The organism is Vibrio nomapromontoriensis, assembly GCF_050337205.1.
GTDB classification, from domain to species: Bacteria; Pseudomonadota; Gammaproteobacteria; order Enterobacterales; family Vibrionaceae; genus Vibrio; species Vibrio nomapromontoriensis.
In genome coordinates, this window is record NZ_JAKJSS010000007.1 from 556,420 (window position 1) to 580,553 (window position 24,134).

At 44.4% G+C, this 24,134-nt stretch carries 20 protein-coding genes; 8 read left to right on the top strand and 12 right to left on the bottom strand.

Features of this window, described 5'->3' with window-relative positions; all coding sequences use genetic code 11:
- Positions 1–6: 6 nt before the first annotated feature.
- The 7 genes from arnF to arnB form a co-directional block, all read right to left on the bottom strand.
- Positions 7–429: a 4-amino-4-deoxy-L-arabinose-phosphoundecaprenol flippase subunit ArnF gene (gene arnF / locus L4D05_RS06625; protein ID WP_428793395.1), complete on the bottom strand. Its 423-nt coding sequence runs from the start codon at positions 427–429 to the stop codon at positions 7–9.
- Complete coding sequence (locus tag L4D05_RS06630) at positions 429–776, bottom strand: DMT family transporter (protein ID WP_428793396.1); 348 nt, start codon at positions 774–776, stop codon at positions 429–431. The genes arnF and L4D05_RS06630 overlap by 1 nt, the downstream gene beginning before the upstream one ends.
- Positions 776–2,428, bottom strand: coding sequence for a lipid IV(A) 4-amino-4-deoxy-L-arabinosyltransferase (arnT, locus tag L4D05_RS06635; RefSeq protein WP_428793397.1), 1,653 nt, complete (start codon positions 2,426–2,428; stop codon positions 776–778). Before arnT ends, L4D05_RS06630 begins: the two co-directional genes overlap by 1 nt.
- Before the next feature lie 99 nt (positions 2,429–2,527).
- The gene (arnD, locus tag L4D05_RS06640) at positions 2,528–3,442 is read right to left on the bottom strand and encodes a 4-deoxy-4-formamido-L-arabinose-phosphoundecaprenol deformylase (RefSeq protein ID WP_428751805.1); all 915 of its coding nucleotides are present in this window, start codon (positions 3,440–3,442) and stop codon (positions 2,528–2,530) included.
- Entirely contained in the window at positions 3,442–5,424 is a 1,983-nt protein-coding gene (gene arnA, locus L4D05_RS06645) for a bifunctional UDP-4-amino-4-deoxy-L-arabinose formyltransferase/UDP-glucuronic acid oxidase ArnA (RefSeq protein WP_428751804.1), read from the bottom strand. Before arnA ends, arnD begins: the two co-directional genes overlap by 1 nt.
- Positions 5,425–5,450: 26 nt before the next feature.
- Complete coding sequence (gene arnC / locus L4D05_RS06650) at positions 5,451–6,446, bottom strand: undecaprenyl-phosphate 4-deoxy-4-formamido-L-arabinose transferase (RefSeq protein WP_250616733.1); 996 nt, start codon at positions 6,444–6,446, stop codon at positions 5,451–5,453.
- A gap of 3 nt (positions 6,447–6,449) precedes the next feature.
- Complete coding sequence (gene arnB / locus L4D05_RS06655) at positions 6,450–7,610, bottom strand: UDP-4-amino-4-deoxy-L-arabinose aminotransferase (protein ID WP_428793398.1); 1,161 nt, start codon at positions 7,608–7,610, stop codon at positions 6,450–6,452.
- A gap of 481 nt (positions 7,611–8,091) precedes the next feature.
- On the opposite strand from arnB, the gene L4D05_RS06660 reads away from it, so the two are divergent.
- A complete protein-coding gene (locus L4D05_RS06660; RefSeq protein ID WP_428793399.1) occupies positions 8,092–9,027 on the top strand; it encodes a 1-aminocyclopropane-1-carboxylate deaminase/D-cysteine desulfhydrase in 936 nt (311 codons plus the stop codon).
- 285 nt (positions 9,028–9,312) lie between these two features.
- Here L4D05_RS06660 and L4D05_RS06665 read toward each other — a convergent pair whose 3' ends face one another.
- Positions 9,313–10,092, bottom strand: a complete 780-nt coding sequence (locus L4D05_RS06665) for a tetratricopeptide repeat protein (RefSeq protein ID WP_428793400.1) — start codon at positions 10,090–10,092, stop codon at positions 9,313–9,315.
- Between the two features lie 296 nt (positions 10,093–10,388).
- On the opposite strand from L4D05_RS06665, the gene L4D05_RS06670 reads away from it, so the two are divergent.
- Positions 10,389–10,835, top strand: a complete 447-nt coding sequence (locus L4D05_RS06670; protein WP_250616729.1) for a dCMP deaminase family protein — start codon at positions 10,389–10,391, stop codon at positions 10,833–10,835.
- A gap of 219 nt (positions 10,836–11,054) precedes the next feature.
- Complete coding sequence (locus L4D05_RS06675; RefSeq protein ID WP_428793401.1) at positions 11,055–11,903, top strand: TonB-dependent receptor; 849 nt, start codon at positions 11,055–11,057, stop codon at positions 11,901–11,903.
- Positions 11,904–11,972: 69 nt separating this feature from the next.
- Here the strand turns inward: L4D05_RS06675 and L4D05_RS06680 are convergent, their stop codons facing one another.
- The 3 genes from L4D05_RS06680 to L4D05_RS06690 all read right to left on the bottom strand — a co-directional run bounded on the left by L4D05_RS06680 (position 11,973) and on the right by L4D05_RS06690 (position 16,681).
- Positions 11,973–14,492 (bottom strand): efflux RND transporter permease subunit, encoded by a 2,520-nt coding sequence (locus L4D05_RS06680; protein ID WP_428793402.1) that lies wholly within the window; start codon positions 14,490–14,492, stop codon positions 11,973–11,975.
- Between the two features lie 252 nt (positions 14,493–14,744).
- Positions 14,745–15,440 carry a YccT family protein gene (locus L4D05_RS06685; protein WP_428793403.1) on the bottom strand — a complete coding sequence of 232 codons (696 nt, stop codon included), beginning with the start codon at positions 15,438–15,440 and terminating at the stop codon, positions 14,745–14,747.
- A gap of 167 nt (positions 15,441–15,607) precedes the next feature.
- The gene (locus L4D05_RS06690; RefSeq protein WP_428793404.1) at positions 15,608–16,681 is read right to left on the bottom strand and encodes a porin; all 1,074 of its coding nucleotides are present in this window, start codon (positions 16,679–16,681) and stop codon (positions 15,608–15,610) included.
- 534 nt (positions 16,682–17,215) lie between these two features.
- On the opposite strand from L4D05_RS06690, the gene dinG reads away from it, so the two are divergent.
- The 4 genes from dinG (at position 17,216) to rsmS (ending at position 20,827) form a co-directional block, all read left to right on the top strand.
- Complete coding sequence (gene dinG / locus L4D05_RS06695) at positions 17,216–19,306, top strand: ATP-dependent DNA helicase DinG (RefSeq protein WP_428793405.1); 2,091 nt, start codon at positions 17,216–17,218, stop codon at positions 19,304–19,306.
- Positions 19,307–19,320: 14 nt separating this feature from the next.
- Positions 19,321–20,091 (top strand): TSUP family transporter, encoded by a 771-nt coding sequence (locus L4D05_RS06700; protein WP_250616723.1) that lies wholly within the window; start codon positions 19,321–19,323, stop codon positions 20,089–20,091.
- A 62-nt stretch (positions 20,092–20,153) separates the two neighbouring features.
- The gene (gene priC, locus L4D05_RS06705; RefSeq protein WP_428793406.1) at positions 20,154–20,663 is read left to right on the top strand and encodes a primosomal replication protein PriC; all 510 of its coding nucleotides are present in this window, start codon (positions 20,154–20,156) and stop codon (positions 20,661–20,663) included.
- Positions 20,663–20,827 (top strand): pleiotropic regulatory protein RsmS, encoded by a 165-nt coding sequence (gene rsmS / locus L4D05_RS06710; RefSeq protein ID WP_428793407.1) that lies wholly within the window; start codon positions 20,663–20,665, stop codon positions 20,825–20,827. Before priC ends, rsmS begins: the two co-directional genes overlap by 1 nt.
- A 132-nt stretch (positions 20,828–20,959) precedes the next feature.
- Here rsmS and L4D05_RS06715 read toward each other — a convergent pair whose 3' ends face one another.
- Positions 20,960–23,077, bottom strand: a complete 2,118-nt coding sequence (locus tag L4D05_RS06715; RefSeq protein ID WP_428793408.1) for a methyl-accepting chemotaxis protein — start codon at positions 23,075–23,077, stop codon at positions 20,960–20,962.
- A 180-nt stretch (positions 23,078–23,257) separates the two neighbouring features.
- On the opposite strand from L4D05_RS06715, the gene xthA reads away from it, so the two are divergent.
- Positions 23,258–24,064 carry an exodeoxyribonuclease III gene (gene xthA / locus L4D05_RS06720; protein ID WP_428751789.1) on the top strand — a complete coding sequence of 269 codons (807 nt, stop codon included), beginning with the start codon at positions 23,258–23,260 and terminating at the stop codon, positions 24,062–24,064.
- Positions 24,065–24,134: the final 70 nt, after the last annotated feature.

A 24,134-nucleotide genomic window follows, 5' to 3' on the forward strand; every position in this document is an offset into this window, starting at 1 on the left:
CCAGCCTTAGCTGGATTTTTTTGCGGTAAAGATGCACATCAGTCCGACAAGAATAAACCCAATGCCAAACAACTTCACTCCATTAAATGGCTCATTCAACCACGGAAGCGTTACGGCCAGCGCATAAACTAAAACGTAACTCAAACTCAATAACGGATAGGCAACGCCTAAAGGTAAATGTTTAAGCGCCGTGACCCAACATGCCATTGAGGTGGCATAGCATAACAACCCTATCGCAACACAAACTAACGCAGGCCAAGTCGCTAGCCAAAGTTGCACTAACTCATATTGAGCGAGTAGCTCTGCTATTAGGGTCCACTGAGAAGATAAATTACCCATCCCCCACTTCATCGCCAATTGAGCGACGGAGATGAGAACGACGCTTAGCAAGGCAACCGGAAGTCCTGCTTTTAAATCTTTCAATACCATTAGCCAGCACCACCCAAAATACCGACACCAATCATGATAAACATTACACCAAGCCACTGCTTCGGAACGATCACTTCTCCAAATGCAAACTTCGAAACCAACAGCATGATGACAAAATTAATACTGAGTAATGGGTAGGCAATGGATACATCCCACTGACTCAGAACCCCAAGCCATGTAATAGCACTGGTTCCTAAAAACGTAATGCCAAGCATCATAGGGAAGCTAAAAAGCTTCCCTATGACCGATAAGTGTGGATTTTCTTCAAAGTGCATCGCCGCTCGTTTTTGCCAATATTGGCTTAACGAACTGGCGAGCACTGAAAGAACAAACAAAAAAACCGTCATTAGTTTTGCGCTTTCTTATCAAAAATCAATGCATGATAACGACCTAAATCAACATGATCACTCGATTCAGGAAAACCTTCAGGCAGCGCTGGTAAGTCTCTAAAGTGTAGCAATACCGGTCCTGTTAATTGCTTTTCTTTAATAAACTCACCTAATTGATTCCACTCAACATAGCGATGTTTTGAATCTTCATATTCAAGGCCATAGTCCACTTCACCCATCCCTTTCGTTAGGTACACGTCACTGCGTTTTAGGTACCAGTTTAATGCCGACATTGTGTCAGGGTAATCGGCAATCAGCACCATGTCGTCTGAGACTTTTGGCGCTAACATTGTCATAAAGTCTTCTGGCATTTTTGAGTGAATCGTTGTGTTAGGCACAGCAAAAGAAAACAAAGCAAACAACGCTAGTGGTGACACCATGTACGCAGCAAACTTTCTCTCAAATGACGACGTTTTGATGGCGTAGAAGGCACAAACAGCCCAAAAACCAAGAATAAACGCAGCTACTGCAACGCGGTAAGATTCGGATGCCTCGAGTGGCAGTTTGCCCATAAAGAACATCACCACTAATACCGTAGCGACTACAGCAAAGAACAAACCATTAATGGCTGAACCAATTGTTAAACCTTTTACTTTTTTCTCGCCCGCTTTCAAAAGGCCATGAGTCAAAAGAATCGCGATAGGCGCCATACAAGGAAGGATGTATGTCGCTAACTTCCCACTGGCATATGAGAAAAATAGGAAAGGAACAATCGCCCAAAGCAATGAGTAGCGAATGAGCGGTTTTGATAATTCACCTTTGAGTTGCGCCACAGCCGACGGAGCCCAAAATACCCACGGAAGCGTGCCCAAAAACAGGAATGGCACGTAATACCAAACAGGTGCAACGTGTTGAGCGTCTTCAGCGGTAAAACGGTGAATATGCTCTTCCCAGAAGAAATAATTCCAATAATCGGCTTCGGCTGCATGCACAGCAAGTGACCATGGTAAGCAAGTGATAAACGCCACAAGCATAACCCACCATCCCCAACGCAGTATTTCCAGAAACTGCTTTTGCATGATCATATAAGGGACAACAACGATCACTGGTAGCGCCAGCGCCAGGAAGCCTTTGGTTAATACAGCGCATCCACAGAAAAACCCTGCCAGACCATAATTAAGCCAGCGCTGAGCACTGGTTTGAGATTGGGTAGCAAAGAAGAATGCGACGTAACAAGCACTCAACCAGAACGCAAGCATGCCATCCAGTACGCTGTAGGTGCCAACCGCTGCCACCATGAACATACTTAGGAATACGCCAGCCGTTAACCAACCTTGACGGCGTGTCGTCATCTTACCGACAACTAATACTAAACTTAGAGCAACACCTAATGTGGCCAGTGCCGAGGCAATACGCACAGAAAAGTTATTCTCACCAAAAATCACCTGAGCGATCGCATTGAACCAATAGCCCATTACCGGCTTTTCAAAATAACGCAGGTCATTAAACGTCGGTACAATCCAGTTTCCGGACGCGACCATCTCTCGAGAGATTTCACCGTAACGCAGCTCATCAGGAGACCAGAGTGGACGAATATCCAACGGTAATATGTAGAGAGCTATAAAGAAAAGCGGAACCCATACCGCCCAGTTGATTCGAGATTGTTGCATTCTTCATCCAATTGAATAAAAGCCCACGACGATCATGGGCTTATGTTTTTGTATACAGCTAGCTTTATATACAGATAGTTTTATATACGATAAGGCGACTTAGAGTCCCATTCGTTCAACGAATGAGGCTTGGTGAGTCAACCAACCTTCACGTCCTTCCATCTCGATATTTTTTATCGAATCATGAGGAAGTGGATCAACTGCATCATTAAGCAGATCAATCATAGGCACGAATTCTATATTTTGTTGCTTAGCTCTGACAATCAATTCTTCAAACATTTCGGCACATACGATACCTTCCACTTCGGCATGAATCGTATAAACGTTCAGACCATCGCGTTTAATCAGCTTAAGAATAGCGTCATTATAGTTGCTATTGTCCACGCCATCTTGGCCAACCAATTCATCATACGTTGGCAAGGTGACAGGGATCTGTGGTGCCATCCCTTCTCCTGGTGAGAAAATGGAATCGCCACGGCAGTCACTGTTGTACTTGAAAGGAAAGGCATTTTTCTCAATCAAAGTCTGATCAGTACAACGCCATCCAGCGACAGCACTACAAGGTAAGTTTTTACCGGTGATGTCTTTGAGAAGATTATAGCCAAGGGTTATTTGATTGCGAAGTTCCGCATCAGACATGGTATCTGTTTTCATTTGCCATTTATGGTGATCCCACGCGTGGAGACCAATCTCATGGCCAGCGCGATCGGCGGCTTCAATGATAGGACGTAACTTCTTACCAATGATTGGACCCGGCCACAGCGTACCACGGATGAGAATATCGTAACCGTAAAGGCTCGCAGCTTTTGAGCGAAGCATCTTCTTCAAAAATGCAGGACGCAAAAGGCGCCATATATGGCGCCCCATGTTATCAGGTCCAACAGTAAAGAAGAATGAAGCCATCACTCCATGCTTTTCGAAAATTTCGAGCAGCTTAGGCACGCCGAGTTTAGTTCCTCGAAACGTGTCTACGTCGATCCTAAGACCGACCTTAGTGACTTCATTCTGATTCATTACTTATCTTCTGCTACTGCACCTTTAAGGAAGAAATCTAACGTCTCTTCGATAGTATCGTTCATGTGAACCTGTGGTTCCCAATCCAGAAGTTTCTTCGCGTTAGCAATACTTGGTTTACGGTGTTGAACGTCTTGGTAACCGTCGCCGTAAAACGCTTTGCTTTCTACTAGGTTGTAGCCTGCAAATGGAGGGAAGTTGCCACGTAATGGGTGGTTTTCAAACTTCTCTACCAATGTTTCAGCCAACTCTTTGATGCTCGCTTCGTTTTCTGGTGCACCAATGTTGATGATTTGACCGTCACACAGACCATCTTTGTTTTCGATGATGCGGAATAGTGCTTCAATCGCTTCAGAGATGTCAGTGAAACAACGCTTCTGCTCACCACCGTCAATCAGTTTGATTGGCGTACCTTCAACAAGGTTTAGAATAAGCTGAGTAATTGCACGGCTAGAACCAACACGTGCTGAGTTCAAGCTATCAAGGCGAGGACCCATCCAGTTAAATGGACGGAACAGCGTGAAGTTAAGGCCATCTTTTTTACCATAAGCCCAGATTACACGGTCAAGCAATTGCTTAGACACTGAGTAGATCCAACGCTGACGGTTGATAGGACCGACGATAAGTGGCGACGTATCTTCGTTGAACTCAGAATCCGTAGACATACCGTAAACTTCTGAAGTCGATGGGAAGATAATGCGCTTGTTGTATTTCACACAGCCACGAACAATCTTCAAGTTCTCTTCAAAATCTAGCTCAAATACTTTTAGCGGGTTACGCGTGTATTCAATTGGAGTCGCGATAGCAACCAATGGTAGTACGATGTCACACTTCTTAATGTGGTACTCAATCCATTCGTTATGAATCGTGATATCACCTTCAACGAAATGGAAGTCAGGGTGGCCCAGGTGATCAGAAATCTGATTTGAGCTCATGTCCATCGCGTAAACTTCGTAACCGCCATCATCAAGAAGACGCTTAGTTAGGTGAGTACCGATAAAGCCATTGGCACCAAGAATCAGTACTTTTTGACGTTTCTTAGCATTGATGATCGCGCTTGCTTGAGGACCAAAACGCATACCTTCAATCAAGTGAAGCTCTGCTGCCAGTTGCTCACCACCAAGGTACAGACCGTTTTCAGCTTCACCAGAGTTAACAATCACTGAGCCTTGAGCACAGGCAATTGTTAGTGGAGAAGTGGCAACAATCGTACCTGGCGTCGCTTCAAATGTTTTTTCGCTTGGTGTGACACTCCAGATTGTCAGCTTACGCTCACCTAGGAAAGTAAACGCACCTGGGAATGGTTCAGTAACCGCGCGCACTAAGTTAAATACTGTGCGAGAGTCTGTAGACCATTTGATTTCACCATCGGCGGGTGTACGGCGACCAAAGTACGTCGCTTTTATTTCATCTTGTGCTGTTGCTACTGCGCTACCATCAACGATAGTTGGCAATACTTTAGCCAGTAGATCGCTTGATGCTACCGCTAGACGCTTATGCAGTGTTTCTGCTGAGTCTTCGTCAGTAATGGCAATTTTTTCTTGTCCAACGATGTCACCAGCGTCTGCTTTTTGCACCATTTTGTGCAGCGTCACGCCCGTCTCTGTCTCGCCGTTAACCAGTGCCCAGTTGATAGGAGCACGACCACGGTAAGTTGGAAGCAAAGAACCGTGCAGGTTAAAGCCACCTTTTGGCGCAAGATCCAACACTTCTTGGCTGATCATATTGCGGTAGTAGAAAGAGAACAACGCGTCAGGTTTCATCTGGCGAATTTTCTCAACCCAAAGTGGGTGGTTTACGTCTTCTGGCGCATAAACTGGGATACCGTTTTTCGCCGCAAGCTTCGCTACAGACTCAAAAAATACGTTTTCGTTGCTATCATCAACATGGGTAAATACCGCTTCGATTTCAACGCCTGCTTCAAGCAAACTACGAACGCCTGTACAACCGATATTGTGGTAGGCAAACACGACTACTTTCATGGAATATTCCTCTAATATAAATCTTATTATTTGTTCTTTGATTCGTCAGTTTCACGTGCACTGCGAGTTGCCTCGCCCACCAAAACATCCTGTACGTAGTAACGCGGCCTTGCTCGCACATCGGAATAAATTCGTCCAATATACTCACCTAGCAAGCCTAAGCCGATAAACTGCCCACCAACAAATACAAATAGAATCGCAAATAACGTAAACAAACCGTCGCCAGCCCATTCTGAGCCAAATAAAATACGCATTAGCATTAGTATGATACCGAATGCGATACCTGCCGCAGCAGTCATACCACCAACGATACTAAGTAAACGTAACGGCGCGGTTGTCATACTCGTGATCAAATCGAACATCAGACTGATCAACTTCATAAAGCTATACTTAGATTCACCATCGGCGCGTTCGTCGTGGTGAACCGGGATTTCTGTGGTATGACGAGAGAAGCCATTCGCCAATACAGGGATAAATGTACTACGCTCATGACATTCTAGCATTGCGTCAACAACATGTCGGCGGTAAGCGCGCAGCATACAACCGTAATCGTTCATTTCAACGCCTGTAGAGCGCTTAACCAGTTTATTGATAACTTTAGATGGATAACGACGCAACGCACTATCTTGACGGTTTTGACGCACAGTGCCGACCGAATCAAAACCTTCTTCCGCTTTAGCAACCAGATTTGGAATTTCTTCTGGCGGGTTTTGTAAATCGGCATCTAGAGTGATAATTAGGTCGCCACGAACCTGCTCGAAACCTGCCATGATCGCATTGTGCTGACCATAGTTACGGTTAAGGATGACACCAACAACATGACTGCCTTCTTTCGCAGAGGCGGCTTCAATAATTTCGACACTGCGATCTCGGCTGCCGTCGTCGACCAACACTAACTCGTAGTCTTTACCTAGGCTGTCTGCTGCCTTCGTCGTCCGCTCTATTAGCTCTTGTAAGCAGCTTTCTTCGTTGTATACCGGTATGACGATAGACACAAAATTGATAGGTTCATTCTGTTTCATGGGTTATCCAATTATTTCTGACACGGCATTCACTACTCGCGCAACGTCGTCCTGAGTCATATCAGGAAATAGCGGTAGTGAACAAATTTGCTGGCTATTACGCTCTGTATTTTCTAAGTTTGGCGTTATTGCACCAAATTGTTCTGCGTAATTCTCTCGATAATATTTCTGGGTATGACACGCTTTAAAGTGAATTCCAGCGCCAATCCCTTTCTCTTTTAGTTTAGCAATCAATTCGTCACGAGTAATACCCGCTTGCGCAGGGTCAATACGTACGATCATTAAATGCCAACAGTGTTTGTGGTCATGATTGGCAAGACCTAAGGGAGTCACACCTTTAATGGCACTTAACTTCTCACGATAGCTTAACGCTAACTCAGTACGAGCCTGCGTGATCTCTGCAATACGATCCATTTGACCGAGTGCTAATACGGCGCAAATATCTGGCATATTGTATTTGAAGCCAGGTTCGATGACTTCGGCTTGCGGAGCTCGACCTTGAGTCTCGCGATCAAAAGCATCGACGCCTAGGCCATGAAATTTCAAACGGCGAATCTTATCAGCCAGCTCTGCATCAAACGTGGTGAAAACGCCACCTTCTGCCGTGGTGACATTCTTAATCGCATGCATGGAGAACAGACACGTACCGCGAGCACCAATAGGCTGACCTTGATACTCAGAGCCTAAAGCATGCGCCGCATCTTCAACCACTGGAATACCAAAACGTTCACCAAGTGCATAAATTGGATCTAAATCCAATGAAGCGCCAGCATAGTGAACTGGGATGATCAGTTTGGTTTTATCGGTGATAAGCGGTTCAATCTTTTCTGCATCCGTCATCAACGTGTCAACATCAACATCGACAAAAACTGGCTTAGCACCCACTAGGGTGATCATGTTGATCGTAGATACCCATGTAAGAGAAGGGGTAATGACTTCATCACCAGGACCAATACCAAGTGCCAATAAGACTAAATGCATACCTGCCGTCGCGCTACTTAACGCTACTGCATGCGGCGCTCCTGTATGCTCAGAGATTTTACTTTCCAAATCCGCATTTTTGGGACCGGTTGTAATCCATCCTGAACGCAGTACATCAACGACAGCTTGAATATCTTTTTCATCGACCGCAGGGCGACATAAAGGGAGAAAAGACTGGCTCATATATTTAACTCACAGATAACACGTGCGCATTGGCACGGAGAACGACAAAGTTTACTAGGGCGTTCAAAGAATTAAAAGGGCTGAAGGTGTTCAAATGTCTAATTTATTGACCTTTTAGAACACTATTAAATCAAACATTCACTGAGTATATTGTATTGTCGGCAAAACCTGAAAAAACTTAACAATCGACACGTAACATAAATTCGCAATCTAAACGTGACTACTTGGCATAGTATAGGCTCAGACTCTCAATTATTCCGTAATCCGCTTAAAAGTCAGATTTATGTCAATAATCACGTTAAACGGTCTATCAACATCCGTCTAGACCTATATGCCGCGCAGTTAAGCCACTTAACACTCATTGCAGATAATTATTACATATCTACGCAAAAGCAAATGTATGCGTTTGTAACATGTGTCATTTGTCACCGAGCCTGGTTAGCGTTAGAATTCGGTCCTTCCTATTCAAGCGGTTTTTCCAGTGAAACTCAAAGACAGCCCCGTCACTCAACATAATGTCGAAGGTCACTCGTTTTATTTAAAGCGCGATGATTTGCTGCACAGCCACTTCAATGGCAATAAGGCGAGAAAGTTTGCCGCATTATTGGAGCAAAACAACCCTAGCATCGTTCGTTTAGTTGGGTGGGGCTCAGCGCAAGCAAATTCTTTGACGTCACTTGCTGCACTCGCAAAGGTTAAAGGCTGGCAGTTCACGTATTATGTAGATCATAAACCCGCTTGGTTAGATGAAAAACCGATGGGCAATTATCGAATGGCATTAGAGCTTGGCGCAACCATCGTTTCACTCTCCGACCATCCTAATAACCTTGAAAAGATCCACCCCTGTGACTTTATTCAACGCCAACATGGCGATGATGACGCATGCCTCATTGTCCCAGAAGGCGGCCGGTTTCAACTTGCAGAAGTCGGCGTGCAAACGCTTGCCAGAGAAATTTTGGCATGGGCAAGGTTTGAAAAGAACCCTAACCTGAAAGTGGCTCTGCCTTCTGGCACGGGTACCACTGCGCTATATCTTGCTAAAGCACTGCACTCAGAAGGTATTGAAGTACTCACCTGCCCTTGTGTTGGTGGGCGAGAATACTTAGTTAAACAGTTTCAGGAATTGAACGAATTCGACGTTTATCCAACTATTTTGCAGCGGGACGCGAAACACCATTTTGGTAAGCTGTATCAGGAAGATTATGCCATGTGGCGCTTGTTATACGAGCAAACTGATATAGAGTTTGACCTACTGTATGACCCACTTATGTGGCGCTGCTTGCTCCCTTGGTTAGAAGCAAACCCCGATGCTACTGTACTTTATGTGCACCAAGGCGGGTTATTGGGGAACGAAACCATGTTACCGAGATATGAACGAAAGTTTGGCGCAAGAGATAACTCGATACTGAGTTGGTAATGGTTCTATGGTTCTATGGTTCTATGGTCCTATGGTCCTATGGTCCTATGGTCCTATGGTCCTATGGTCCTATGGTCCTATGGTCCTATGGTCCTATGGTCCTATGCTCCTATGCTCCTATGCTCCTATGCTCCTATGGTTCTATGGTCCTATGGTCCTATGGTCCTATGCTCCTATGCTCCTATGCTCCTATGCTCCTATGGTTCACACAAATACTGGAAATACTAAAAAGGGAAGCGTGGCTTCCCTTTTTTGCTAAGTCTACTTTAACTTTACCGTACTGGATTACTTATGAGATGAATAAGCCGCTAAATATTGCTTCGCCAAAAGGTTCGCTTCATCTATCTCTTCATTCGATAACTTGGCAGTTATTTCATCACGCAGATTCTCAGCGCTTTGATAGCCGTTTGTGGCAGCAACCGACGCCCAAGCAAGCGCTTGAACATTGTCGAGATCAACACCCTCACCTAATGAGTACTTAAAGGCTAAGTTGCGCTGGCCGTAGGCATAGCCATTTTCCGCCGCTTTACGATACCAATTCACCGCTTCAATGTCATTTTGCTCAATACCCAGTCCTTTCGCGTACATCACCCCTAAGCTGTTTTGTGCTACATCATAGCCACGCTCAGCGGCTAAGCGATAATACTCGACTGCCTTGGCATTGCTCTTGGGAACACCTCTGCCCCACTTGTACATACCAGCAAGGTAGTATTGTGCTTGGTCATGACCAATGTTTGATGCTTTCTCAAACCACGACGCCGCTTCTTTCGCATCGTAGTGAACACCGTGACCATTGTCATACATCATGCCCAACTTATACATTGCTGTCTCACTGCCTTGTTCGGCAGCTTTAAAGTACCATTCGACAGCCGTGGTATCGTCTTCTTTAATGCCATTGCCATCAGCATATCGGTCTCCTAGCTCAATCTGAGCAAACAAGTCGCCTTGCTTAGCCCCCTGAGTGACCGCCTTTACACTTGATGCTGACCAATCTTTTGCAAATGCTAAGCTCCCTGCGCTAAAACACAGACTACATAGTGAAACCGCTAACAGTGTTTTTCGCATTTCCTTTTCCCTTTCTGAAGAACTCGTCGAATACTGACACATGTTCATAGAAGTTTTAGGGATTTTAAACAGAATTCGCAATACTCTGACAAAGAATTTCGTTCAAGTCACAAAACCAATGCAACTTCCATTCACTCAAGCAATCTAACGCAACCAACCCTGTCCCAATTAAATAAAGCGTCCCTTTAGTTGAGAATAGCGGGAGAAAAAATGTAATCGTTTGCAATTAGCACTCGTGTTACTTGGCTAATTTTTGTAAACTTTGTCACAAGTGGATTTAAAATTACGGTATTTACATGGCTTCAAAATGGGCAAAACGATTTATCCAAATGGCCGAGCTTGTTGGGTCGTGGAGTAAAGACCCCTCGACGCAAGTTGGCGCGGTGATCACTAAAAACAATCGCATCGTTTCAGTGGGCTTTAATGGTTACCCACACGGTATCTCTGACAGTGCAGAAAGTGACGAAAGAGAAACAAAATACCTGAAAACTCTGCATGCAGAAGAAAATGCTATCCTCTTTGCAAAAAGAGATCTAGATGGATGTGAAATTTGGGTTACACACTTCCCTTGCCCTAACTGCGCAGCTAAGATCATTCAAACGGGCATTTCAGTCGTCCATTGCCCCGCACAATCTGAAGATTTCCTTTCTCGCTGGGGAGATAAAATCTCGCTCAGCCAAGATATGTTTGAGCAAGCTAATGTTCGCATTAATTGGCTGACGTTAGAGCAAGACGACGCTTAATTAATGTAACCGGTGGTATTAAGTATGCGATATCATTCAACTCAACTTTCGCCTACTTGATACACCTTAATACTCAACCTCTTTCGCCTTCAAGCCCCTACCTGCAAAGCAGATTCATAAAGAAAGTGATATATATCACTTTCCAACAATAATGCTATCCTTTAGAATTCGCCATCTTTATTAATGTGACCTAGTCACATCACGAGCAAGAGTAACTTCATGGTCAAATTCCGTTCGCTGTCTATTGCACTTATCGCAATGATTAGCGGGACTATTTCCCCAACACTACATGCCTTTGAGCTCCCTTTATTTAAAGCAGAGGCAGAAGAGCGTGGTTATACGTTACCTGAAGCCATAGGGTTAAGTTTTGGCTATATGAACGTTTCTCAGGGGATAAATGTTGATTCAATTACATTAGCGGGTTTAGGTCCGCTAGATGATATCGGCATTAAAACACAAGGTGGCTATCAAGAGAGCCAAGTAATCACCCTGAAAGCAGATGTATGGGTGCTACCTTTCCTAAATTTTTATGCCATAGGTGGCAAATTAGATGGTTATTCAGAAACCACTATTAGCCACGTTAAGCTGTTCCCTAACCTTCCAGGAGATGGCATTGAAATAAACGAGCCTTTTCGACTTGATTTAGATGGTTATACTTATGGCGCTGGCACGGTCATTGCGGGAGGCTATGAGAGTGTTTTTGCCCTCGTTGATGCCAGCTATACCAAAACAAGCCTGACTGTCATCGATGGGGAAATCGATTCAATCGTTATCTCTCCGCGCGTTGGCTATGATTTTTCAAGAAACAGCGATTGGCCAATCAGAGCTTGGGTTGGCGCACAATATCAGAATATAGAACAAACCTTATCCGGTAGTATTAACGATTTGCCATTAGGTGGTATTTCCTTACCAGACAACGCGAAATTTACCGTAAACCAGAGCTTAGCTAATAAATGGAACACGCTAGTAGGTGCTCAATACGAGTTCACTCCTAACTGGGTGCTTATCAGTGAAATCGGTTTTGGACAAAGAAAAAGCTTCTTCATTACATTGGATGCTAGATTCTAGGCACAAGTAGCCGCTACTCAGCAATGGCAGCCACTCAACACTTGATGAGTGGCTCACTTTTTACAGCGCTTAACTTTCTTTACTACTCGTTTCCACTCCGGTGATTTTCACTGATTTATTCGTCGCTTCTAACATAATAGGTAGCAACACTAAGCTGTAAACAAGAATACTCGACAAGGCAATCGTTAGCACAAGTCCGATAGAGTGCATCCCTTGATGTTTAGCGACAATTAACGCGCCAAACGTCGCGAGAGTAGTTAAACAACTGATTAGAGATGCTTTTGGTGTTGAGGTCTTAAAAAATGCCTCTAAACTGCCCACCGCACGAAAACGTTTAACGATATGAATTCCATTATCTACTCCCAAACCAAAAATCAGCGGTACCACGATAATATTGGCCATATTCATCGACAAATTGAGCCAATACATCATCCCCAACGTGGTGATGGTCGCTAAGCCTAACGGAATAAAGATCAGCACAATGTCGCGCTTTTTGTTCACTGTCCAAATAAGGATCAATGCGATCGCCAAGATCGACATCAAAATCGCCGCTTTAAAGGCATCAACGACAATAACACCCACTTCTTTTTCCGCGACGGCGCGTCCTGTCGCATTCGGAGCAATAAACTGCACATCGTCAATAAATTGGTTTAATTCTTCGACATTGCTCATGTCGCCTTGCGGCGTAACCGCGACCAACCATTCACCTTGCTTACTGATATAGCGTTGATAAAGCGAACGTGGCAAATCTCTCTCAATGCTAAGTGGCACTGCATTCGAACTAAATGCAGATAAAGTGCCATTGTCTATACTAGAAAATAGCATTTGTGTCAGTGCTCCAAGATCAGCACTATCGCTATTAGTATTAATATTAGTCGGAATACGCTCGGCATTTTTCCAACCCTCTTCTACCGCTAATCGCTTAAACTCACTCAATGATAATGGTTTTGCTGCCATGCTGGGCTGCAAGGCATCAGACAGTTGCTGCGCGCGTTGAGTTAGTTCCGCCGGCATAAAATCGCTGGCAATAATGACTTGACTGACTGTTGGCTCGTTAAGTAACTGTGACTTCCATTGCTGCGCTTCTTGCTCGTTTTTGGCAACGGCGTAAAGCTGGTAACTAGAGCCTAGACCATGTTGCTGCAGTGCGTATAACCCTAACACCGACTCCGATTGCGGGTTCTTCAATACTAACGTCGAAAAATCAAACTTAAATTGGGTCGCGCCATAACCCATCACCAATGACGTACAAACCATTAAAAAGGTGATTGTCCGCTTATAAGTCGCAAGCCCATGACCAAATGCAGAAAAATAACGCGTGTCAGCTTTGTGTTTAACCGTTGGATAACCAAATAAGGTGAAAAATAGTGGAATAACGACGAACGTCGCCAATAGCCCGAGTAACATGCCCAACGCGGAAACAACACCTAGTTCACCAAGCCCCGTGTAAGCGGTTGGATAAAAGCTAAGAAATCCGATACCAGAGGAAAGCGCACACAGAGCCAACGGGCGAAACGAGTGACCTGCAGCATGCGCAAGGCTATGACGGTTATCTTCGCCTTTAATCCTGAGCTCTTGAATATGAAGGCAAAGATGAATAGAAAAGTCGACAGCAAGCCCAATAAACATCACCATAAACACAATAGATATGGTGTTGTAAGATCCCACGACAAACAAACCAGCAGCGAACGTCCAAACGAGTCCTATTATGACCGTCAAATAACACGCGACGATGACGCGAAGCGAGCGAATGCCGATGGCAAGTATCAATACTAGACCAATTAGCGACGCACTACCTGCAATGGCGATGCTATTATTGGCATCAACGATTTCGTCGAAATCTAAGGCGGCTTGACCGGTAACCTGAACATCGACACTGGATGGCAAATCCGCGGCCGTTACAGCATTATGAATTGCTTCGATAATCGCTCTGTTTGGCTCTTTTACGCTGTCATCCGGCTGTGCAACTAAAGTGATAGCGTATGCGCTTGGTGGTTTGATATGACCACTTAATTCACGTGCCCAATCAAATTTCTGACCGCTAGCCGCAGACAATAAAGGCTCAAGTATATTCTCGTTAGCTTTATCTACATCTGCACCTAGAGCACTAGCAGCAATATTACTATTACGGTCAATTAATTGCCCCAAATACACCTCTAAGCGCTGAGCATTGGCGCCAGCAACTAATGGTGCAACCTGTTGGCTAGCAACCTCTTTAAGGGTTTGATAGTCACTGTCGGAGATAAACCCCAGCGCATATTGCTGGAACCAAGACAAGGCCGAAGGAGCAAATACGTCTTTAATAACAGAAGACGAGGCCAACTTATCAACCAGTGTTGCAACACTTTGCTTAGCAAGCTCGCCATCTTGGCTCGTGACTAACACCACCACGTTGCCCGTTTCAGGAAATACTTCTTCAAGGTGAGCGAGATCATCGACCCACGCGCCATCTTGTTTCACCAGAGAGGAAAGATCGGCGTTCATTTTGAAGTGATGTTGGCTATACCAAGCACTGGCTGCAGTCAGCGAAAGTACTAAAAATAGGACACACTTAGGGAAACGTTGGATAAGGGTAATAAGTTGATTCACGATAAATTGACAATCAGTAACGATAAGGCATTAAGTTTAACTCAAAATCACTAAATTCCAGTCAGATTATTGTTAGTACGCCTTCTTTTCTAGCGACTTTTGTTTTCTCACTGCTTTATAGAAACCTGTACTTTTATAGATTCATATAGCAGCCATTATCGGTGTCATTCGTGAACGGCTTGCATCAAAAAAGGAGCCGAAGCTCCTTTCACTGTATTTTCATCCGATCATAATCACTCAAAACAGCCCTAGCTATTCTTGATCGATCATCCACTTACGGAATTCTTTACGCTCTTGCTTGGAGGCTTTTAAATACCAAGCTTGAAGCTGGCCAACATTATCTGATACTTGCGGGGCAACCGCTTCCTTAGAGGCTGCGGTAGCCGATACTTTAGGGGTATCCGCTACCGTCGCAGCTACCGCAGTTGTGGCAGCCACCGTGGCGACAGGGGCTGCAGACGTCGCTACCACCATTTCACCGGATGTAAAAGTAATGCCTCGCTCAGCATTATGCGCAGCAATGAGTTCATCCATTTGCATGTATGGCATAAACCCATCTTTACCTTTCAGCTTCTCTTGCTCGTAGGCAAGCGCATAACCATCTTGCGTCACGCGCCATTGTGGCGTGTCACCACGAAACGCCACTTTCGCTTCTTGCTCGCTGCGCGCCACTGGATGATTAATTTTCACCTCGTCGCCCGTTACGTTCACAGTGAGGACATAAGGTGCAGAGGTGTAAACATTGGAACTACTGCCTTTACCCAATTTTTTATCCATGCGAACCACAACTTGGTTCTCACCTTGCTCGAGTTCGTTTTTACCAATTCTGCTATCGGCTTCTTGACCATTAATAAAGTAAACCGAGACACCCTTCATTGGCACAAGCGTCGCTGCATTTACACTAAACGCCAGCCCTAATGTGGCGAGAACAACCATACTATTTTTCACGATCGGCTTCCTTTACTGCTGCCTACTATCTTGTCAAACAGCATGACACAGAGATTACTCGCAAAAAAGGATTTTTTAGATAAATTGACATCTAAATCACTCTATTGGAGACGTAAAAAAGCCACCCTGAGGTGGCTTTTAAAATAATCTTTTAGCTTAAAGCTAGATTAGAATTCAGCTTTAACACCTAGAGCAAAACCAGTGCCATTTTGTTTAAGGTTTACACCAGTATCTGAAGAATCAAAATCAGTGTAACCGTCGTTGCCACCAACTTCTGCGTAAACAGTAGCACCCGGCGCTACATTGTAACCTACGTTAACAAACCAACTGTTTACTTTATCATAACTAACGTTGTTTGCTACGTCGGTAATAGCTTGGTCGTAGTTAGATTGGCTAATGCCGCCAGCAAATACGAATTGATTTACCGTATAATCAGCAGCAAAGGCGAATGTTTGGTTAGTAAAATCTTCATCCGCAAATGCTGGATCCAATTTTATGTTATAGTAACCCAATTCTAGGTTAAGATTTTCTACGCCAGCCCAACGAGCTTCTACAGCGTAAAGATTTTCTTTACCTTCGGTGTCGATATGACCTGCATCTGAAAGACCAGCAAAATTAGCACCAGCACCTTTAAAGTCGGCCATAGCATAAAAACCAGTGAAGTCAAAATCAGCTACTCTGTAACCAACTTTTGCGTCAACCATGTTACCGTCTTCACCTAGCTTGTTGTTTTTGTTTTTATCTTGCTTATACGCGATCCCACCGTAAAAGCTACCAGTATCGATATCGTAACGGATTGCTTCGTCGCCACCAAACGGAGACCCGTTAGAGAAGAAAGAGTTCACACCAAATTGATAATCAGACCCAACACCAGCGTCATCAAGAATAGTATCTAGACGACCAACTTTCAAAGAGCCAGCAGCTTGAGAGTATAGTGCTACGTACGTGTTACCAGCGTGAGCTGCTGTGCTCGTACCTTTAGTTACGCTGCTGTTCGCACCGTCAAATTCCCAGTACGCACCAAATTGTAAGTCATCGTTGATTGCGTAACGTGTGTCAAAACCAAAATCCGCATCTTGGATTTCTTGTTTAGTTGATGCACCATCTGCAACACCTTTCAAGTAAACAACTTCGATGTCACCTTTTAGGTTAACCGTCACTTTGTCTTGGTTATAGATTTCGATACCTGCTTGCGCAGAACCTGCTGCCAATACTGCTAGAGCTACTAGAGTCTTTTTCATGATAATCCACTGCCTTTTCATTAGATGGGAATTCCCTTTCGGTTCCCTTTTTTAATATATATCGCGCCAAAATCATTTTTTAGAACAACAACCTTTTGTTCCTAAGTCGTTTCAGCGTCGTTAAATCTCGAAATCAAGAATGCAAAAGATATAAGACAATGTCAAACACCCTAAAAAAAATAAGTAAATCACTCTAAATACCGATAAATCAACGGGTTACAAAACAGCATGTGATACACCGCAAACTTTAAAAGCACTCATATAGTGCAACCCCGACACTAAAATCTGCACATCAATCAGGTAAAAACTCCAACAGGAGCAAATTAATCGCACAACAATGAGAACAATCCACCAACCAAATGTCTTTTTTGGGGTTTTATATTTTTTGACCATTGAAAGATATATGGCTTTATGAAAGTTCACTCTGTTTTTGTGACATTGATCAAAACTATCACCGTAAAGTGATGATGAGAATCTCTGAATGTCACCAATCGAAGTGTGCTATCATCGCCGCACTGCAATTTGGATCACAGTATGACAACCAGTAAAATACAATCATCAATTCGTCAAAGTTATCAAAACCTGCAACATCAACTGGATAACTTCGTTCCTAGACGCGCGCAAAACTATCTTGTTTCTGAAATTGCCAAGACGTTGCTTGGTCAATATCACAAGTCGACGCGTATTATTGTTGCGGAGGCAGGGACAGGAATTGGTAAAAGTCTGTCTTATTTAATGGCAGCGATTCCTATCGCGGTACAAAACAATCGCAAAATAGTCATCTCTACTGCAACGGTGGCACTACAAGAGCAGTTACTTGATAAAGACTTGCCTCTGTTTCGACGTATTACTGACCAAAACTTCTCTTTTATTATTGCTAAAGGTCGCCAGCGCTATTGCTGCGCCGAAAAGTTGGCGGTGGCATGCGGCGCTGGCGAAGCAGATGCCGATAACAGCCAGCTTGCCATGTTTGAGTCCAAACCGAAAAAAAGTGATATCAAACAACTCCACGATATGTACGAGAAGCTGTCACAGAATAAATGGAATGGTGATCGTGATTCATGGCCCGCTCCTATTGATGATGCCATTTGGCAGACCATTGTCAGTGAAAAGCACAGCTGCAATAGTGGGCTGCCTGCGCACAGACAGTGCCCTTTTGCCAAAGCACGTTCAGAGCTGGACAAAAATGATGTCATTATTGCCAACCATAGCTTAGTCATGGCTGACGCAGATCTGGGCGGCGGGGTGATTTTGCCTGAACCAGAAAACACCATTTATATCTTTGATGAAGCCCACCACTTACCTCATGTCGCCAGAGACCACGCTTCAGCCTCATCGACATTAAAAGGGGCCGTGAGTTGGTTAGAGCGACTAAACCAAGCCGTATCGAAATTCTCTGGACTGGCAGATGAAAAACGCATTGGTCGTTTTCGCAATGAATTGCAAGACTCCATTCAGCAACTTATTCCAATACTGGGTGAAGTAAACACCTTCTGTTCATCGCTAACCTTTGAAGAAAGTTATTGCCGATTTGAAGATGGCGAACTGCCTACGTGGCTTGAAACCCAAGCTAAAGATCTCAAATCTATCACTCAAAAAGGCTCACAAGCCTCTGGTAAAATTGCGGATTTGATTTCAGAACGCCTCAAAGATGGCGAAATTGCCGCTAAACTTGCCGAGCCCGCACTCGCAGAGCTAGGCTTTTATATTCAAAGGTTTGAAAACCTCGCCGCCGTATGGCGACTTATGAGTGAGCCTAAAAAAGAAAAAGGCGCGCCACTTGCGCGTTGGATTGAACAAAGCAAAGAACGCGATAGCGACCATATTATTAGCGTATCGCCTTTAGAAGTGGGTTGGCAGCTCGACCAGCAAATTTGGTCTCGTTGTGTTGGCGCGGTGTTAGTCTCGGCAACAATGCGAGCACTAAATTCTTTTTCTTTCTTTTGTCACCAAAGTGGCATTAGCCAAAAGGAAGAAGACGGCGTTCAGTTCTTAGCACTGGCATCCCCTTTTGATTACGCCAATCAGGCGGAACTTATCGTGCCAAAAATGAAGTACGAACCACAAGCGAGTCCGTTTACTGATGAGCTGAAAGAGAAATTGATGCAGTACATCGCCGATGGCAAGAGCAATCTGGTGCTATTTTCTTCCTATTGGCAGATGAACCAAGTAGCGAACGACATTAAAGGAAAATTTGCCTTAAAAGGCTGGCACCTGCAAATCCAAGGCGAATCATCACGCACAGAAATTCTAAATAAACATAAAACGCTGACTCAATGCGGTAAAACCAGTGTGCTTTTTGGCACCGGCAGCTTTTCCGAAGGCTTGGATTTGCCCGGAGAGTTACTTGAGAACCTCATTATTACCAAAATACCATTTGGGGTACCAACTTCACCAATTGAACAAGCACATGCAGAATATATAGAACGTAAAGGCGGCAATCCATTTCTACAGATTACAGTTCCTGAGGCCAGTAAAAAGCTGATACAATCAGCAGGGCGTCTATTACGTAAAGAAAGAGATTGCGGTACCTTGTACATTCTAGACAGGCGCATCGTAACAAAAAGGTATGGCAAGTCACTTCTCGATTCCCTACCCCCATTTAAAAGAACTATCGAATACTAAGGTGACAGGTCTCCATGGAATTTATTGAACCAAGCATGCTTGTGGTGCTTGCGCTTGTCGCATTTGTGGCAGGCTTTATCGATGCGGTCGCTGGCGGCGGTGGCATGCTCACTGTGCCCGCCTTACTGTCTCTTGGGCTACCTCCTCATATTGCCCTTGGCACCAATAAATTAGCGGCGACCTTTGCCTCATCCACGGCGGCATTTACTTACTATCGTAAGCGACTGTTTAATCCAGAGTGCTGGAAAAGAGCATTTATAGCCACGCTTATTGGCGCTACTTTGGGTACGTTTGTCGTGGATATGATTTCAACAGAGTGGTTGGAAAAAGTATTGCCTCTCGTTATTCTTGCCGCGGCGCTTTATACCGTTTTTCATAAATCACCGAGTGCCGACGGTAACGGTGTCAATAAAGGCTGCCCTAAATTCAACCGTAAGCAATACTTGCAAGGTTTGTCACTTGGCTTCTATGACGGTGTTGCAGGCCCGGGAACCGGCGCGTTTTGGACGGTAAGTTCAATGGCCTTATATCGGCTAAATATTCTACTCGCCTCTGGATTGGCGAAAGCTATGAACTTCACCAGCAATTTTACCTCTTTGGTGACGTTTGCTTTCTTAGGGCATATTAACTGGGTACTAGGACTCACCATGGGTGTCTGTCTCATGGCTGGTGCCTACATCGGTGCCCATTCAGCGATAAAATTCGGTGGCAAGTTCATCCGACCGATTTTTGTCACCGTGGTAAGTATTCTTGCCATTAAACTTGCCTATGATGCGTGGTTTTAAAGCGCCCGAGCCAATACAAATCATTCTATAATTACTATGCGATTTACCACTGAGAAAAAAAGATGAAACTCGCGGATCTGCACACTCGTCTAGAAAAGCTTCGTCAATCGGCCGCCGCCTATGACGCAGAACGAAAAAAGAGCGCAACGGTGTTATTTGATGATCAACTCTTTAATGCCTCCTCTCGTTTTCTTTCCCCGTGCGTGCACGAAGCCAAAGATAACCTAAGGCAACTTTCATCTCCTTCAATTTCTCTAACTAAAGCCCAGTACTTAGCGGATCGCTTAGTGGCTCAACTCGAAGCATTGGAAAGAGCCCTAGCCCCATTTGCTCAGTTCAACGCTACTAGCCCGCAGGAGTCTAACGACCTTCATAGCCAATTACGCCAACACCAAGAATGGGAAGCTCGCTTATGTGCACTAGTCAGACATAAAGAAAGTCTGTTAGGGTCTGGGGGAAATAAGGACGCGCTTGAGCATGAATGGCAAATGGCTGAACAGCGATTGCAACGTTGTCGAGCGGCTTTACTCAACATCGAACATCAAATTAATGAAAGTGAGAAGTTTCTATAATGGCAACAAATCAAAGTTTAGAAAATGCACCTGAAGACGTTAAACTGGCCGTCGATCTCATTTACTTGCTAGAAAGCAATGACATCTCCCCTGAAGTCGCAATCAAGGCAATAGATATGGTGCGAGCGGATTTACTACGACAGCTCGAACAAGAGCAATCATAACCCTTACTTGTCATTCGCCGATTCAAAATAAAAAGTAAGGTCACTTATAAAGACACAACAATAAATGATAGGCATCGCTTATTTTGCAACACCTATCTTTTTCGCCTTTTCGTCTAATCTATTTGACTACCATTACACTTTGAATTGATTCATCAATGTCTGCTGCTGCGATGACAACTCATAAATATCGTTGCCAACATTTTCAGACTCACCCGCTTGCTCTAAGATCTTCGCACTCAAATCACGGATGTTGGTGACATTTTGATTCACTTCCGTTGACACCGACTGCTGCTCTTCCGCCGCTTTTACAATTTGCGAGTTCATATCGTTGATCGCGGAAATAGACTCAAAGATCTTACTTAATGATGTCACGGCCTGTTGAACATGTGTGGCTGTAGAGTCGGCGAGTTGTGATCCCTGCTGAATTGCATTAACCACATCTTTGGTGCCCGTTTGCACACGCTCGATCACTTCGCGGATCTCACCTACCGAGTCATGAGTTCGGCTCGCTAGACTGCGCACTTCATCAGCAACCACAGCAAAACCCCGTCCCTGCTCACCTGCACGCGCAGCCTCTATGGCAGCATTAAGTGCGAGTAGATTGGTTTGCTCGGAAATTCCCTCAATGACCGCCAGAATAGCAGTAATATTGGCATTGTTCTGAGCCAGCTCTTCGACAACCGGCACCGTCGATTTCATTTGTTCAACCAATCTCACCATCTCGGCGGCGGACAACTCGGCCACTTCTTGACCTTGGCTAGCTGAATCATTAGCGGAGGCCGCTGCTTGTACTGCCGTTTCCGCATTTTGTACCACTAACGACGCTGTTTGTGTCATCTCTTCTGACGCCGTGGCGACGAGATCCACCTCTCTAAACTGCGCATCACAGCTCACGCGACTAGATGCTGCTGTCGACTTAGCCTGCTCCGCCGTTTCAATGACTTGTTTCGACGTCGTGGCAACCTGAGAAATGGTTGACTGTAGCTTCTCTAAAAAGGCATTAAACTGCGTGGCAAGTTGACCTATTTCGTCTTCAGATTTCACGTCTAGTCGCTGAGTTAAGTCCCCTTCACCGGTGGCAATATCCTCTAACCTCGATACAACTTCGCGAATGGGTTTTACTAGGCTATGAGACATAACACCAATGATCACAAGACCAATGAATACAAACCCTACACCGACTAAAATTTCACTAACTATCCCTTCTTCAAGTTGAGATGACAGTGTTTGATCAAGACGAATGGCATCGCTTAATACCGAACTTCTTGGCATATCAAAAAACACGCCCCAAGTCTGATTTGCGATAGAGATCGGATTAAATACCGTTAACCACTCACCATTAGCACTCCACTGAATAACCGCTTCTTCGCCAAACATCAGATCTGTCACTTGATTGTTTGACAATACTGAGCTGACAAATGGCGTGCCGGCTTTTACATTAGCATTGTCACTGGCAATGACCGATTCGTCCAAGCTGACAATATTGACCTGACCACTGCCCCCAAACAAACTCGCATCCGATTGGGTGACGGTCTGAGCCAGTTGTGTCAAACCTAAATCAATACCTAAAAAACCAATAATCATATTATCAACTTCAATCGGTATCGATAACGACGAACTCAGATGCGTACTGCCCGCTATCTGCGTCGCCTTTGGTGTACTTACACAGGCAGATTCTGTCGCCAACGGGCAATAAAATCGCTCAGCGTCTGCAAAGTTATCTAAATCAGCCTGACTCAACACATGACGGTTGGCATTTTCACCAGTCTCTGCAATTTTCCAATAAGTGGCAAACTGACCGCGATCATTGGAGCCGACATAATCTGCTCCCTCATAATTCGAGTCTTCGCCATCAAGCAGATTAGGTTTAAATACTAAGTAAGCCCCTTCGATTGAAGGAAACTGAATAACGGCTTGGCGAAGCATTTCATCTAAAGCCGTGCGTAAGTCTTCACTCGGTACAAAGTTTTCTTCCGCGTTAGACTTTTGAAATATCGCGTTGGAAATAAGCATCTCAGCCCGAAAAATAGCTTCGCTGAAATAATCTTTTACTTCTCTCGCATTGATTTCGGCACGCGCTTCTAATAGCGCCTCCGACTTCTCCACTACGGATTGGGAACTAAGCTTCTGAGTGGCTTTTTGATTATTGGTGGCGTTGTAAAGCGAAAAACTAATCAGCGCTAAAGAGGTAAATAATAAACAGCAGCCGGCTAAAATCGTAATTTTCCACTGAACGGAGAGAGTTCGCATAATACATCCTTTTCGCAAACGGTTATCCATGTAGGCATGTTATCGACAGAACATCCTTTTTATTGAGCTTTTTATTACAACATTATTACACTTGTAACTCAATAATTTGAAGTATACCCATCTCTATGACAATGCTAATATTTCTGTTATCGGATCGGACATAATACAGGACCATCTCCAATGAAAGTCATCAGTTTTAACATCAATGGACTCAGAGCTAGATTGCATCAGTTGCAAGCCGTCATTGATAAACACCAACCCGATGTCATCGGACTACAAGAAATCAAAGTACACAATGATGCCTTTCCTATTGAAGACGTCGAAGCCATGGGTTATCACGTCTATTTTCATGGTCAAAAAGCGCACTATGGCGTCGCCATGCTGTGTAAACAAAAGCCCACCTCTGTACAGTACGGGTTTCCTACAGATAATGATGATCACCAAAAACGCATGATCATGGCGACGTTTGATAATGATAACGGCAAAAAAGTGACAGTGCTAAACGGTTACTTCCCTCAGGGTGACAACATCGCCCATGAAACTAAATTCCCGTATAAACGGGCGTTTTATAACGATTTAATGACTTACTTAGATGATCACCATACTGCTGAAGACGATGTCATCATTATGGGCGATATTAATATCAGCCCAATTGACTTAGATATTGGCATCGGCGCACCTAACCAAAAACGCTGGCTCAAAACTGGCAAATGCTCATTTCAACCAGAAGAACGAGAGTGGCTAAAGCGCCTGCTTGACTGGGGTTTTGTTGACACTTTCCGTCAACTACACCCTAATGTTGATGATCAATTTTCATGGTTTGACTATCGTTCAAAAGGATTTGTAGATAACCGCGGGCTGCGTATTGATGTTGTTCTCGCCACACCATCGCTCTCAGCTCGATGTGTCGAAGCGGGTATTGACTACGAACTACGTGGCATTGAGAAACCTTCTGATCATGCGCCTATTTGGTCGACGTTTAAGTAAGAAGTGGCTCTACTCGTTGGTTATAGAAGGCTAGACAGTCTTTATTCGCAATACATATACCAATAACAAA